This is a genomic window from Pseudomonas sp. DWP3-1-2 (assembly GCF_049896285.1).
GTDB lineage: Bacteria > Pseudomonadota > Gammaproteobacteria > Pseudomonadales > Pseudomonadaceae > Aquipseudomonas.
Window position 1 is genome coordinate 68,237 of sequence record NZ_JAFCTZ010000002.1, and the last position, 14,298, is coordinate 82,534.

Here is a 14,298-nt window from a genome sequence, read left to right on the forward strand (position 1 = left end):
GGGGTTGAACCTGTGGGACCGGCTGAAGCCGGTTCCACAGAGTGACGCGTAGGTTAACGCAGGCCGCGCAACTTCTCGTCCAGTTCACGAATGTATTTGAAGATTTTACGGCTGGAAGCCGGCGGCTTGTTCTGCGCAAGCTCGTGTTGAGCCTGGCGGATCAAGGAGCGCAGTTGTTGGCGATCCGCTTCGGGATATTCGCTGACGAACTGCTCAAGTACCGCGTCGTCGCCTGCAATCAAGCGATCACGCCAGCGTTCCAGACCATGAAAACGTTCGTTGTACTGGCGAGTGGAGGCATCGAGTTGATCAAGCAACACCAGAATGGCGTCCTGATCCTGATCGCGCATCAGCTTGCCGATGAACATGATGTGCCGTTTACGCGCAATGTTGGCCGTGTGCTTGGGCGCATCGGCCAGGGCCCGGCGCAAGGCGTCGGTCAAAGGCAGCTTGGCCAGCAAGTCAGGCTTGAGCGTAGTCAGGCGTTCGCCCAGATCAACCAGAGCATGCAGCTCGCGTTTGACCTGAGATTTGCTTTTCTCCCCGTCGAGGGAGTCGTCGTAAGAATCAACCATGGGGGCAGTCCGCAAATAAACGCCGCCATGATAACCAGTCGGGGGCCGCTTGTCCGGCCCGGTCGGTACTCGGCCTGTGCCGAAAGCAGAATTTGATGGAGAAAGTCATGAGTGCATCACAAAGCGTTGGCCCACAGGCCTTGCCCGCACTGCAGGAACAGGTAGAGCAAATCATCGCCGAAGCCAGACGTCAGGGTGCCAGTGCCTGCGAAGTGGCGGTGTCCCTGGAGCAGGGCCTGTCCACGTCGGTTCGCCAGCGAGAAGTGGAAACGGTTGAGTTCAATCGCGACCAGGGTTTCGGCATCACCTTGTACGTCGGGCAGCGCAAAGGCTCTGCCAGCACCTCGGCCAGTGGCGCGGACGCCATTCGCGAAACCGTCGCGGCGGCGCTGGCAATCGCCAAACACACTTCCGAAGATGAAAGCTCGGGCCTGGCCGACGCCGCGCTGATGGCCAAGGAGCAGATGGATTTCGATCTTTACCACGCCTGGGACATCACCCCGGAACAGGCCATCGAGAAAGCCTTGCTGTGTGAAGCGGCCGCTTTCGATGCCGACAGCCGAATCAAGAATGCCGACGGCACCACCCTCAGTACGCACCAGGGCTGCCGTGTTTACGGCAACAGCCATGGTTTCATCGGGGGTTATGCGTCGACGCGGCACAGCTTGAGCTGCGTGATGATCGCCGAGGGCGAAGGCCAGATGCAGCGCGATTACTGGTACGACATCAGCCGTCAGGGCGAACTGCTGGCCGATGCGCAGAGCATCGGTCGCAAGGCCGCCGAGCGTGCAGCCAGCCGTCTGGGCGCGCGGCCGGTGCCAACCTGCGAAGTGCCGGTTCTGTTTTCCGCCGAACTGGCCGGTGGCCTGTTCGGCAGTTTTCTCGCGGCGATTTCCGGCGGAAACCTTTACCGCAAGTCATCGTTCCTTGAAGGCACCATGGGGCAGCGGTTGTTCCCGGAATGGATGACCATCGACGAGCGTCCACATTTGATGCGCGCCATGGGCAGTTCGGCCTTTGACGGCGATGGCCTGGCGACCTACGCCAAGCCCTTCGTCGAAAACGGCGAACTGGTTTCCTACATCCTCAGCACGTATTCAGGGCGCAAACTGAACCTGCCAAGCACCGCCAACGCCGGTGGCGTGCATAACCTGTTCGTCACCCATGGCACGGAAGATCAGGCCGCGCTGGTACGCCGTATGGGACGCGGGCTGCTGGTCACCGAGTTGATGGGCAGCGGGTTGAACATGGTCACCGGTGACTATTCCCGTGGCGCGGCGGGTTTCTGGGTCGAGAACGGGGAAATCCAGTTCCCGGTCCAGGAAGTCACGATTGCGGGCAACATGCGCGATATGTTCCAGCAAATCGTCGCGGTCGGCAGCGATCTGGAACTGCGCAGCAATATCCGCACCGGCTCGGTGTTGATCGAGAAAATGACGGTTGCCGGCAGCTGATGGTTTGATGTCAGCAGGGGCCCCTTTGTGAACGAGACGTTGATCCTGTTATTCAGGATGACGTCTCGCTCCTCAATCTTGCGTGTACGACATTTATTACGCCGCGCTCGTGCAGGCCATGTAGGGTGTATGTAACAACCTGCTTACAGCAAATCTACAATAAATTAATAAAGCGCAGTCAATGTAAATAGTATGAAAAGAGTTTCATTTTAGGCGCTGTTAAGTTGTACGCTTGGGGCCTACCCCCTGTATAGCTTCAGGTCGTCATTTATGAACCGCCTTCTCTGGAAGTTGATTCCGAAGACGCAGCGCGAGTTATTGCTTGAGCGTCTCCCGGTTATTGATCGTCAAGTCGTGAACAAAACACTGTCCGGCAAGAGCCGCTTTCCTGCGGAGTTCGACGCGCTGGAGTGTGTGTTCATCCATGTCCCGAAATGTGCGGGCAGTAGCGTGGCCACGGCCTTGTTTGGCAGCACGCCTACGGGCCATATGCCGCTTTACTGGTATGAAAAACAGTTCAATCAACGCTTTCACAGCTACTTTAAGTTCGGCTTTGTACGTGATCCGTTACAACGCGCCTGGTCGGCCTACAGTTACTTGTTGCAGAACCGCCAGGCGCGGGACAAGGCGGCGTATGAGTTGGTCAGCCGTTACGAGAACTTTGACGCGTTTGTGGATAACTGGCTGCGTCCTGAGAATCTATCGAAACAGATACATTTCACGCCTCAGCATTACTTCCTGCAAGATGCGATGGGGCATCTTAATGTGGACTTTGTCGGGCGTCAGGAAACCCTCGAAGAAGACTTTCGCAAGTTGTGCATTCACCTGCATGTGAAAGCCGAGTTGCCGCACATCAATAAGTCGGTTTCGCCTGGCAATCAGCACATTCAATTCTGTTCTGCCGCCACTCGTCGTCGAGTGCGCGAGGTCTATGCCCGTGACTATGAGTTATTTGCTTATGACTGAGCGCAAACCCCTGATCGTCGCCCCCAACCTGTTGGTCAATCAAATGCAACGCGAAGACATGAAGCAACAGCGTGCCTGTTGCATCTGGCTCACGGGTTTGTCCGGTGCGGGCAAATCCACGCTGGGAATTGAACTGGACAGGGCGTTGCAGCAAAACGGCCTGCACAGCTATTTGCTGGATGGGGATCGCTTGCGGAAAGGCATTTGCCGGGATCTGGGCATGAGCGATGCCGACCGCCACGAAAATGTGCGGCGTATCGCGGAAGTGGCCAGGCTGATGGTGGACGCCGGGCTGATCGTGATTGTCTGTGCGATTTCGCCGTTCCGCGCCGACCGCGATGCCGTCAGGCAAGCCATGGCGGCAGGCGAGTTCATCGAGGTGCATGTCAGCACCCCGTTCAACGAATGCGCACGGCGTGACACCAAAGGGCTGTATCGCGCTGCGCTACAAGGCCGGATCAGGAATTTCACCGGCTACGACAGTCCGTATGAAGCCCCGTTGCAGCCGGAATTCGTCATCGACACCAGCGTCGATGATTGCGATGCCTTTATCGAACAGCTTGTGGCCACTCAGTCAGGCGTGATGTCATTGCGTCCGGATCGCGATGCAATGATGCCCTTAACGCCAGAATCCTTCTGAGGGTTCGATGACAGCGGAACGATCCGTCGCTTGAGGGCTCACATTTTGCAGGCAGCTATCGCCGTCAAGGTCGGCGGAGGGTTCTGGATCAACCACCGGGGTGTCCGCTCGACTTAAAGTCATTCCTGCTGCGAGTACCCATCGATGGAAAACCTGTTGCCCGAGCGCTGGCTGGAGCTTTTGCCCTTGCCCTGGCTCCGTACGCTTATCGTCGCCTGTTTCGCCGTATTGCTCGCCCTGCTGATTCGCTGGGTGGCCTTCACCGTTCTGCGGCGCATTGCCAATTCGTTTGTCTTGCCTCAACAACTGCTGTACCGCGCCGCACACCCGACGCTATGGTTGCTGCCGCTGTTGGCATTGCAGACTGTGTGGACCGCAGCACCTGACAGTCTGCCAATGGTCGCCACCGTGCGTCACGTCAACGGGTTGCTTGTCACCGCTGGCTTTACCTGGCTGGTGCTGAGCTGCGTCAAGGCCGTGGGCGAGGCGGTGGCGATTCGCAATCCGCTGGATATCGAAGACAACCTCAATGCACGGCGGATCCAGACTCAGGTTCGGGTCCTGGTGCGCTGTGTGAATGCGTTGGTGCTGTTGTTCGGTACCGGCCTGATTCTCATGAGCTTTCCGGCCGTGGCCCAGATTGGCACCAGTTTGCTGGCCTCGGCCGGTCTGGCTGGGCTGGCTGCGGGCTTTGCGGCCAAACCGGTGTTGGGCAATCTGATTGCCGGCCTGCAAATCGCGATTTCCCAGCCCATTCGCCTGGATGACGTGGTGATCGTCGAGGGTGAATGGGGGCGTGTCGAGGAAATCAGCGGCACGTATGTGGTCATCAAAATCTGGGACGAACGACGCATGGTCGTGCCGTTGCAGTATTTCATCGAAAAGCCTTTCCAGAACTGGACCCGGGCGACCTCCAGCCTGATTGGCTCGGTGTTTGTCTGGGTGGATTATTCGCTGCCGGTGGAAGAACTGCGCGCCGAAGTACAGCGCATCTGTGAAGACATTCCGCATTTGTGGGACGGCCGCGTCTGCGTATTGCAGGTGGCCGATACCAGCGCCAAGGCCATGCAACTGCGGGTGCTGCTGAGCTCTGCGGACTCGTCACGCAGTTGGGATGCCCGCTGCCATATGCGCGAGCGCTTGATCGCGTTCATTGCCAAACAGTACCCACAGAGCCTGCCGATGCTGCGTACCGAGATTTCCTCGCGCAACGTGCGCCCTGAAGTCGAGGCCCATGAAACGCCTGCTGACGTGCCGCGCCAGCCTCCGGTCTAGTGGCCCGCAAGTGGGTTTGACAGGAGAAGGTGTGTTCGCCGCCGGTAGGTGCTTACCGGCGGCGACTCACAACGAGGCTCTGAAAAAATAATCGTCGCTCACCCTAACCTTGATCAATATCGCGCCGATGCTAAGGGAACAGACTAAAAAAAATAGATCCGATCCCTTCTGAGTTTTCTGCCATGAGCCTGTTTTCTCGCCTGAGGGCTACCACCGCACGCACCCGCGGCGTTTTGAGTGTGATCGCTTCATCCCGCGACTTGGGCGACAAACTGGCGGCATTGAGTTTTGATCCTGTCTACCTGACCGGTTTTGTTTCGCCGCACATCGACATTGACCAGGTGGCGCGCAGTATTTCCACACGCTTCCCGAATGCGGCCATCAGTTTATGCACAACATCCGGCGAGCTGTGTTCAGGCACCGACGCCCTGTATTGCGCCACCGGCGAACAATGGGATCGGGTCGTGCTGGCGTTATTCGATGCCAGCGTCATCGCGTCTGCCGAGATCGTCCATATCCCGCTGCACAGTGAAGACATCCGCGCGCCGGGCAAGCGTCTGCCCATGCGTGACCGGATCGCACGCCTGACGGATTCGATCAAGCGCACCCAGGTAAAAACCGTCATTGACCATCGCGACACGCTGGCCTACGTCACCTTCGACGGGCTGTCGGCGTCAGAGTCGTTCTTCATGGAAGCGCTCTACGAGTCGGGGCGCTTTCCCTGCCTGTTTGTGGGCGGTTCGGCGGGCGGTAAAAGCGATTTCAAGAAAACCGTTATTCATGACGGCAAACGCAGCTATGTGAATCACGCTCAGGTGGTGTTCCTTAAAAGCGCAAAGAACGTGCGTTTCGGCGTATTCAAGAGCCAGAACTTCGAAGCGACACCGTTCAGCATGAGCGTGCTGACGGCCTCCCTGGAGGAGCGCTACATCAGCCAGGTGGTCAACGCCAAAGGGCAGATCACCACGATGGTGGCGGCACTCTGCGAGACGTTGAAATGCGAACCGCGCCAGCTTGAGGCTCAACTGGCGCAGTACTCCTTTGCCATTCGTGTCGGGGAAGAGCTGTTCGTTCGCTCCATCGCCAGCATCGACTACGAAAACGAGCGGGTGCATCTGTTCTGCGACGTCGCCCCCGGTGAAGAACTGGTTATGGTCAAGCGCACGTCGATGGTGGATGCCACGCGCAAGGACTTTGCCCGCTTCCTGCAGGGGAAATCCGGGAAACCCCTGGTGGGTCTGCTGAGCGACTGCATTCTACGGCGCATGAATAACGGCAGTGAATTGAGCCGTATGAACGGGACCTTTGGCGACACACCTGTCGTGGGCTTTTCTACATTCGGGGAAATCCTGGGGCTGAACCTCAATCAGACGCTGACAGCGGTATTTTTCTTCCGGGTGCCCGCGAATCAGGATTTCCGCGACGATTACATGGATAACTTCATCGCCTACTACGGTGAGTTCAAGGCGTTCTTCCTGCGCCGCCAGATCAAGAAACTGGCCGGGTTGAGTCAGGTAGTGGTCAAGCAGATTGACCAGTTCAAGCAGCGCAACTTCACCAGCACCATCGACACCAACGGGCTGGACGAGCATATCCAGCCAGTGTTCAAGGGTTTGAGTGACTTAGGGGACGTGCTGGTCAAGGCTCACCAGGATCAGGAAGAAATCTCCCTGCAACTTCGCCACTATTCCGGCGAGTTGCATGTGTCCATGGACGAACTGGGTCAGACCATCGCCACCCAGGAACAGGTGATGGACAAGGCCAGTCACACCGTCAGAAGCCTCGCCAGCCAGGCCGATGAAGTCGTGCTCAGTTCACGGGAGCTGGCCAGATCGAGCCTGAAAATTCAGTCCATCGTGCAGACGATTCAGCAGATTGCCGGCCAGACCAACTTGCTGGCGCTCAACGCTGCCATTGAAGCCGCCCGCGCGGGAGAAATGGGCCGGGGCTTTGCCGTGGTGGCCGATGAAGTGCGCCAACTGGCGCAGAAGACCTCTCAGAACGCCAGTGACATTGGTACTGACATCGATCACCTCGCCCAGGAAATTCGCAAAGTGGCGCAGCACATCGAGGAGCAATCGACGGAAGTCGGAACATTGACCGGATTGCTGAGCGAGCTGGAAGGCTCCAGCGGCATGACAGCAGGCACCTCCCAGCGCACACGGCAACTGGCGGATACCCTGGTGGGATTGACGCAGTAACGCGCAATAGCACTTTGCTTCCTGTCAGAACTGTCAGTAGCGAGGTGGCAGGTGTTTCAGTAATGATGGACGGAGCAGATTATTGGCAGGGAGACGCCATCATGGACGATCTGAACTTCATCAATATCGGCACGGATAGAGTCACCGCGTTACTGGATATGGGGCTGCAATACGGGGCTGTGATCCTGCTCAGGGTGGTGGTCGCCATACTGTTCTGGATCGTGGGGCGCTGGCTGATCGGGGTTGTGGTCAACATGGTGCAGCGCTCGCTGACTCGCCAAAAATTTGATCCTACCGTGCTGCGTTACCTGGGGTCGTTCATCACGGTGGTGCTGAACATTTTCCTGGTGATCGCGATTCTGGGCTTCTGCGGTATCGAAACCACCAGCATGGCGGCATTGCTGGCAGCGGTGGGTCTGGCCATCGGGTTGGCGTGGTCGGGGCTGTTGGCCAATCTGGCCGCGGGCGGGTTCATCATTGTGTTGCGGCCTTTCAAGGTCGGTGATGTGATCACTGCGGCAGGGGTAACGGGCACGGTCATGGAAATCGGCTTGTTCGTCACGTCCATCAATACGCTGGATAACGTGCTGACGCTGGTGGGCAACAATCAGATTTTTGCCGGCAACATCGTTAATTATTCCAGTAACGAATTCCGTCGAGTGGAGCTGACCGCGACCTTGCCCGCCACGGTGGACGAACAGGCGGTGATGTCGACGCTCAGGCAACAGATTGGCAGCATTCCCGATGTGCTGGCCAATCCGGAAGTGGACATCAACCTCTCGGCCATCTCCCCGGACTCCCTGACGCTGTCGGTCAGGCCCTATTGCCACAACGACCATTACTGGCCGGTGTATTACAAATCCGTGGAGGTGATCAGAAGCCTGCTGCGTGACGTTTCAAAAACGCACACACCAGGTTGACTCCACAAGGCTCAGGGCTGCTGGACGCGCAGCCCTGATACCTTCCATTTACTGCCCGGATATTCCGCCGACCTTGCCCATGATCAGGGCGACGAACTGCTGAGGTGACATCTTCTGGCCATTGAAATCCACCACGTCATTGGCGTAATGGAGGTCCGTAACCACGTTTTCGCCCTCGGCCTTGGCCAGTTGCAGCGCCACGGCCAGGGTGGCAATCATGTCGCTGGCCGATTTGGCCTGCGTTTCAATGGCAGCGGCATCCGTCAGCCCGGCAGCTTTGGCCTGGAGGGTAGCGATGTCCTGGATCATCGGTTTGGACAGCACAACCTTGGCATCCAGCTGGCCGATGCTTTTTGCGAGGACAGCCGACGAAGGCTGATCAAGCGAGCCGGGGTCCTTCAGGTCCACAGCGATGCGCACATGGCTTTCGCCGTTGGTGGTCTTGAGTGCCAGCTTTTCAAACTCGACGTGAGGCTTGCCGGCCAGCAGTCTCGACATCTGGGCTTCCATCAGTTGTTGATCGGCAGGCAAAAGCGCCAGTTGCAGAGGCTCGCCGGCGGCGGCAGCGGCCTGTTGCTGCGGCAATATCTTGGTCTCATACAGTTGATACAGCGCCTGGGTTGCCGCGACATCAAAGTTGCTGACTTTAAATGCCATCTGCGCGGCACCCAGGTCATTGCCCTGAAAATTGATCATGCCAACGTTGTAATTAACCTGCGCGGCAAACTTGCCTTCGTCTTCCTGCGCCAGGTTGGTGTTGACCACGTCCTTGAACAGAATGGGTGGCTGACCTGCAACCTGTGCCAGAGCGCTGGCAATTTTCAGGTTGCTATGGCCCAGGTAAAAGCCGGATTTGCCTTTGGTGCCACCACTGTCGAAGGTCAAACCCTGAACGGCCAACATCACTTGACCATCGGGCCCGGTGACGTCCAGTTTCAGGTTGTCCATGTTGCCTGCGAAATTGACTTTCTCGGCATCGGCGCTGGCGTCCACGTCCATGTTCAGGCCGGAGAACGTGAAGGTGCCGTCGGTGTCGTTCATTTCAAGGGGAGACAGGTTCAGTGCGCCGCTCACTGCACGGTCGTAGCCGACACTGGCGTAGCCCTTGACCGGTGCAACGCCCTTGCTCATGGCGAACCATTTCTCGGCGCTCGGGCTTTTTTCCATCTCGAAATTGCTCTGCGCCATGACGGGCAGCAGCTTCAGGGACGTGATGCGCGAGACCGGAAACGGACCATGCTCGATGTGATCCACGAACAGGAACTCGGCATTGGTACCGTCAGCCGTCAGGTTAGGGTCCTGAATCACCACACGGTAATGGGCGGTGCTGCTGAACAGGTGACGATCCATCGACGCCAGCTCAATGGTCATGCTGCTGTTGCTGCCCTTGAGCGAGTTTGCCAGCTCCAGGTTGGCGTTCTGGATCGAGTCGCGCAACACGCCTTCAAGCCGGGTGCCTGTATACCAGGCGCCGCCAGTGGCCAGGGCTCCTATGACGACGATGACGCCTACTGCGATGCCTGCTGATTTATTCATGTTTGACTCGACGATGTCCGTTTCTGGATGTTGAAGGATATCTTCCCTGAACCAGAGCGAGTTTCCGTGGCCTTATTCAAGGCGACAGATCAGCGCTGCTGCGGAGAAAAGTTGCGAGAGATTATCATCGACAACTTGCAGCGGCCCAGCGTTGTTGCCTTCTTATGCGTACAAATGCTCTTTTTCCATCGGGAGTGGGGCGGCTGAGGACCTATCGGGTTGCAGTAACGCCAGATTCACACACCGGTGGCAATAGTCGTACTACAGACGTTAGGCTGACTTCAGGTTTTAAAAACAGGATTCGAGAACATGACGCAATGGCACAGCGAACGAGGCCCCATCGAGGCCGTAATCTTTGATATGGACGGCTTGCTGCTGGACACCGAAGGTATCTATACCGAGGTGACCCATCTGATTGCCAGCCGCTACGGCCGCACGTTCGACTGGGCCGTGAAACAGCACACCATCGGCCGTGGTGCCCGGGACTTTGCCGGGTTCGTGATTCAGGAGCTGGAGCTGCCATTGTCGGTGGACGAATTTCTCGACATCCGCGCGCCCATGCTCGACGAGCGCTTTCCTAAGGCGGCGGCCATGCACGGTGCCGAGGCGCTGGTGCGGCATTTGGCTGAGCACAACATCCCCATCGCCGTGGGCACCAGTTCGTCCATTCACTACTTCAAGGCAAAAACCCAACAGCATCGCAGATGGTTCGAGTTGTTCGAAACCGTGGTGACCGCCGATGACCCGCAAGTAGGCGCCGCCAAACCCGCGCCGGATATCTTTCTGGTTGCCGCCAGCCGTCTGGGCGTCACGCCCGCCAATTGCATCGTCTTCGAAGACTCCCCGTTCGGCGTAACAGCCGCCAAGGCCGCGGGTATGCATGCCATAGCGGTGCCTGACTCCCATATGCCAGTGGAGCAGTACACCCACGCGGACCTGTTGCTGGGGTCGCTGGCAGATTTCCCGCTTGAGGCCTGGGGTTTGCCGGGGATGAAGGTTTAAGCGGCCGGCGACCGGCGGCCGGCGACTGGCGGCCGGCGTCGCGTTTACCTGCAACGGGTATCGGGCTGTCAACGCTTTGAACTGGACTGGACGGGCAAGGTGGAATGCCTTTCCGGTTCAGGCCGTCAGTGCTGGGTTTGCCAAGGGCGGGCCCGCGGTAACATTTGCTTGCATCTTCGCCCTCGTTTTTTCGCCTCTCATTCGTCTTGGAGGTATGGCCAACATTTATTTGGCCCTGCCTTGTCCGCCATAGGACCGGTTGTCCCCCTCAAGACAAGATTGCGCCCCATGTCCAAAAAGTCGCGTTCGCGTATCTGGTTTCTGGTTCACAGTTGGCTGGCTCTGCCGATCTGGTTCTTTGTGTTGATTGTGTGCGTGACCGGCACACTGGCAGTGGTCAGTCAGGAAATTGTCTGGCTGGCGCAGCCGGAGGTACGTGCACACAAGCCTTCGGACGCCGCGCCGCTGTTGACCCTCGGCGAGGCCGTCGAGGCGATCAACAAGGCGCAGCCGGAGCTGGTGGTCAGAAACATCGTGCGCCCGGATGAGTCGCATTTTGCGCTGACGGCCAGTGTCAGTAATCCTGACGGCACGCTGACCACGTTGTACGTGAACCCTTATACGGGCGTCATCCAGGGCAAGGCCGCGACCTTTAACTTCCGTGGTTTTACCCGGGCGTTGCATGGCTGGTGGCTGGTGCCGTTTACCCATGGCTTCAGTTGGGGCTGGTATCTGGTCTCACTGTTGGGCTTGCCGTTGTTGGCATCGCTGGTCACCGGGCTGGTGGTCTACAAGCGTTTCTGGCGTGGTTTTCTGAAGCCCAGGCTGCGCTTCAATCAAGGCGCTCGGGTTTTCTGGGGCGACTTCCATCGCCTGTCGGGCATCTGGTCAATCTGGTTTATCGCCGTCATTTCCATCACCGGGACCTGGTTTCTGATTCAGGCGCTGCTTTTCGACAATCGTATTTCCCTATCAACCGAGGGCGTTCCGGTATTCGTCGCCCGCGAAGAGGTGCCCCTTTCACCCTCGGGAGAGCGACCACCGACCTTCAATCTCGATCAAGCGATCAGCGTGGCCCAACGTGAAGTTCCGGGGCTGGAAATCTCCTTCGCCGAGCTTCCCGGTACGGCTTACGCACCGCTGACCGTAGGAGGGCGGGGTTGGTACCCGTTGATGTTCCAGACCGCAGAAATCAATCCCTACAACGGGGCAATCATTGGCCAGCGACTGCTGGCGGACAATTCGAAACTGGAGTTCGTGACTGAGTCCATGCGGCCGTTGCACACCGGGGATTTCGGCGGGATCTGGATCAAGATGGTCTGGTTTGTCTTCGGTTTGCTGTTAAGCATGATGGTGCTTAGCGGTCTGCTGATCTGGAGCAAACGCACTGCGCTGGCCACCGTGGCGCTGCTCAAGCGCCCGGAACGCGACACGCAACGCCTGAGTGCGGTGAGCGCCGTCCGCCAGGAGATCAACTCATGAGCCGGACCACCGCTGCCTCCAGAAAGAAAACCTCCCTGCCCAGCACCCGACTCGCACGTCTGTGGCTCAAGTGGCGTTTTCACCTGAATATCCTGCTGCTGTTGATCCCGCTGGGCTTCATGCCTGCCTATTTCAAGAACGCTGCGCTCATGCGGGGCGATGGTGGGCTGGGTGAGCGAATCATGGGCGATGTTCAAATCGGCCCATGGAGCCTGACGCTGGCCGAAGTACACGACGATGGCCCGGAGTCGGATGGGCCAGCCGGCTTTGTGAAGGAATTCAACGCAACTCTGTGCCAAGCCTGCATCAGTCAGGTCAAGGCCGTTTACATGCGCATGGGCAAGCCGCGCAGTCTGCGCGCTGCCGGTGCGATTTTTGAAGGCAGCCCTTATCGGTTGGGGGCTGAAGTGCCGATACCGACCTCCACACAAGCAGATGATGAGCTTTGGATAACTCTGGAAGGTTGGGATGGCTCGGTCCATCAGAAGGCAATCCCCCTGACCCAGGCGTCACCCCAAACGGTCCAATGGCTGGCCAGACCGGGAGACAAACGATGATCCGCTTGAACGCTTTGCGTCTGGTCGCGGTTGCGGGCTTGTTGGGTCTGGCAAGCAGTGCCCATGCCCACGGGCTGTTCTGCCAGTGTGAAGAACTGCCTGACCGGAAAGTTCGTTGCACCGGTGGATTTTCCAGTGGTGTCGGCGTACCGGACGTGACCGTGGATGTGATCGACTACAACGAACGGATTCTTATTCCCGGCAAATTCGGCCCTGACTCCACATTCACCTTCAAGCGCCCGCCGGGCGAGTTCTACGTATTGATGGATGTCGGCGCGGGTCATGTGCTGGAAGTGGACCATTTGCAGATCAGACCGGCGCCGTGAAGGGCTGATATGAGGGAGGGTTTTTGCTCTCTTTACAAAACCCTTTCATTTTCGGGGTTGTCTTGGCTTCTGATATCAAATAATAATGAGTCTTATTCGTGATATTGCAGGGCTTCACGTGCTGCCGCGAGTTACGGGTTACGGCGCTCACTGAGCGTGCAAGCCCGGCTCAAGCAATGCACGGGGGCCGTACTGCCTCGGTCCGATCCTGAAAACCTCACTGCTGGCGTGGCCTGGCGCTCGCCAGCTGCTGCCAAGGGAGCCGCGCCATGGAGCACTGGAAACGCACCATTGAACAGGCCAATCGCTGTTTCAACCTCGGTGAGCTGGTCGATGCCCGTGAGTTGTACCTGCAGGCGCTGGCGCTGGCTCAGGTGTTGTTAGACCGCTGGCCCAACCCTGACGAAGCTGTCGCGGCTTGCGTCATCTCCCATCACAACCTGGCGGACCTGCACCTGAGCCTGCACCAGCCGGAGGAGAGCGCCGAGTACCTGTGCGCGATTCATCAGCGCTTGCTGCAGGTTATGCAGGATCAGCAGTTCACGCCCGCCTTGCGCAAGGCCGCACTGCGTCATAGCAGCAAAACCTACGCCGAGTTGCTGACGTTCATCAGCGAGCATGGCGAATACCCTCGGACCCAACGGCTGTTGAGCAGTGGCGGTGAGCACGCGCGGGTGTCATTGCAGCGTAACGCTGCCACGTTTGCCCATTCTTACGGAGTACATTGATATGCCGTTTACCTTGCCTGCCTTGCCCTATGCCTACGATGCCCTGGAACCACACATCGATGCGCAGACCATGGAAATTCACTACACGAAGCATCACCAGACCTATATCAACAACCTTAACGCTGCCCTTGAAGGGACCGAATGGGCCGAATGGTCAATCGAGAAGCTGGTTGGCGAGGTGCAGCAGTTGCCGGAAAAACTGCGTCCGGCGGTTATCAATCAGGGCGGCGGGCACGCGAACCATTCGCTGTTCTGGGCTGTGATGAGCCCGGCAGGCGGCGGTTTGCCTGAGGGTGATGTAGCCAAGGCCATGGATGAACAGCTGGGGGGTTTCGAACCGTTCAAAGAAGCTTTTACCAAAGCGGCGTTGACGCGCTTCGGCAGCGGCTGGGCGTGGTTGAGCGTTACGCCTGAGAAAAATCTTGTGGTGGAAAGCAGCGGCAATCAGGACAGCCCGTTGATGAGCGGTAATACACCGATTCTGGGGCTGGATGTGTGGGAGCACGCATACTACCTGCGCTATCAGAACCGCCGACCTGAATACATCAATGCGTTTTACAACGTCATCAACTGGGCCGAAGTTTCCCGTCGTTATCAGGCCGCCCTGGCCTGAGTGGGCGTGCGGGGTACTGAAGC

At 58.1% G+C, this 14,298-nt stretch carries 14 protein-coding genes and 1 pseudogene; 13 read left to right on the plus strand and 2 right to left on the minus strand.

Features of this window, described 5'->3' with window-relative positions; translation table 11 throughout:
* Nucleotides 1-53 precede the first annotated feature (53 nt).
* Nucleotides 54-575 (minus strand): ribosome biogenesis factor YjgA, encoded by a 522-nt coding sequence (gene yjgA / locus ACP7B0_RS06145; RefSeq protein WP_426140155.1) that lies wholly within the window; start codon nucleotides 573-575, stop codon nucleotides 54-56.
* Between the two features lie 107 nt (nucleotides 576-682).
* Here yjgA and pmbA point away from each other — a divergent pair, with 107 nt between their 5' ends.
* The 7 genes and pseudogenes from pmbA (at nucleotide 683) to ACP7B0_RS06180 (ending at nucleotide 8,031) form a co-directional block, all read left to right on the plus strand.
* Entirely contained in the window at nucleotides 683-2,029 is a 1,347-nt protein-coding gene (pmbA, locus tag ACP7B0_RS06150; RefSeq protein ID WP_426140157.1) for a metalloprotease PmbA, read from the plus strand.
* Between the two features lie 270 nt (nucleotides 2,030-2,299).
* Nucleotides 2,300-2,995, plus strand: a complete 696-nt coding sequence (locus ACP7B0_RS06155; protein ID WP_426140159.1) for a sulfotransferase family 2 domain-containing protein — start codon at nucleotides 2,300-2,302, stop codon at nucleotides 2,993-2,995.
* On the plus strand, nucleotides 2,988-3,635 hold the full coding sequence (gene cysC / locus ACP7B0_RS06160; protein ID WP_426140160.1) for an adenylyl-sulfate kinase: 648 nt from the start codon (nucleotides 2,988-2,990) through the stop codon (nucleotides 3,633-3,635). The genes ACP7B0_RS06155 and cysC overlap by 8 nt, the downstream gene beginning before the upstream one ends.
* A gap of 144 nt (nucleotides 3,636-3,779) precedes the next feature.
* Nucleotides 3,780-4,910, plus strand: coding sequence for a mechanosensitive ion channel family protein (locus ACP7B0_RS06165; protein ID WP_426140161.1), 1,131 nt, complete (start codon nucleotides 3,780-3,782; stop codon nucleotides 4,908-4,910).
* 182 nt (nucleotides 4,911-5,092) lie between these two features.
* Nucleotides 5,093-6,199, plus strand: a pseudogene (locus tag ACP7B0_RS06170) (FIST signal transduction protein); the annotation flags it as partial.
* Between the two features lie 462 nt (nucleotides 6,200-6,661).
* Nucleotides 6,662-7,111, plus strand: coding sequence for a methyl-accepting chemotaxis protein (locus ACP7B0_RS06175; RefSeq protein ID WP_426140843.1), 450 nt, complete (start codon nucleotides 6,662-6,664; stop codon nucleotides 7,109-7,111).
* A gap of 101 nt (nucleotides 7,112-7,212) precedes the next feature.
* Nucleotides 7,213-8,031, plus strand: coding sequence for a mechanosensitive ion channel family protein (locus tag ACP7B0_RS06180; RefSeq protein ID WP_426140162.1), 819 nt, complete (start codon nucleotides 7,213-7,215; stop codon nucleotides 8,029-8,031).
* 48 nt (nucleotides 8,032-8,079) lie between these two features.
* Here ACP7B0_RS06180 and ACP7B0_RS06185 read toward each other — a convergent pair whose 3' ends face one another.
* Complete coding sequence (locus ACP7B0_RS06185) at nucleotides 8,080-9,567, minus strand: YdgA family protein (protein WP_426140164.1); 1,488 nt, start codon at nucleotides 9,565-9,567, stop codon at nucleotides 8,080-8,082.
* A 309-nt stretch (nucleotides 9,568-9,876) separates the two neighbouring features.
* On the opposite strand from ACP7B0_RS06185, the gene ACP7B0_RS06190 reads away from it, so the two are divergent.
* The 6 genes from ACP7B0_RS06190 (at nucleotide 9,877) to ACP7B0_RS06215 (ending at nucleotide 14,275) form a co-directional block, all read left to right on the plus strand.
* Entirely contained in the window at nucleotides 9,877-10,569 is a 693-nt protein-coding gene (locus ACP7B0_RS06190) for an HAD-IA family hydrolase (protein WP_426140165.1), read from the plus strand.
* Nucleotides 10,570-10,857: 288 nt separating this feature from the next.
* Nucleotides 10,858-12,051, plus strand: a complete 1,194-nt coding sequence (locus tag ACP7B0_RS06195) for a PepSY-associated TM helix domain-containing protein (RefSeq protein ID WP_426140166.1) — start codon at nucleotides 10,858-10,860, stop codon at nucleotides 12,049-12,051.
* Nucleotides 12,048-12,608, plus strand: coding sequence for a thiamine pyrophosphate-binding protein (locus tag ACP7B0_RS06200; RefSeq protein ID WP_426140167.1), 561 nt, complete (start codon nucleotides 12,048-12,050; stop codon nucleotides 12,606-12,608). The genes ACP7B0_RS06195 and ACP7B0_RS06200 overlap by 4 nt, the downstream gene beginning before the upstream one ends.
* Nucleotides 12,605-12,934 carry a hypothetical protein gene (locus ACP7B0_RS06205; RefSeq protein ID WP_426140168.1) on the plus strand — a complete coding sequence of 110 codons (330 nt, stop codon included), beginning with the start codon at nucleotides 12,605-12,607 and terminating at the stop codon, nucleotides 12,932-12,934. Before ACP7B0_RS06200 ends, ACP7B0_RS06205 begins: the two co-directional genes overlap by 4 nt.
* 269 nt (nucleotides 12,935-13,203) lie before the next feature.
* Nucleotides 13,204-13,662 carry a hypothetical protein gene (locus ACP7B0_RS06210; protein ID WP_426140169.1) on the plus strand — a complete coding sequence of 153 codons (459 nt, stop codon included), beginning with the start codon at nucleotides 13,204-13,206 and terminating at the stop codon, nucleotides 13,660-13,662.
* Between the two features lies 1 nt (nucleotide 13,663).
* Complete coding sequence (locus tag ACP7B0_RS06215; RefSeq protein WP_426140170.1) at nucleotides 13,664-14,275, plus strand: superoxide dismutase; 612 nt, start codon at nucleotides 13,664-13,666, stop codon at nucleotides 14,273-14,275.
* The last annotated feature ends 23 nt before the right edge of the window (nucleotides 14,276-14,298 follow it).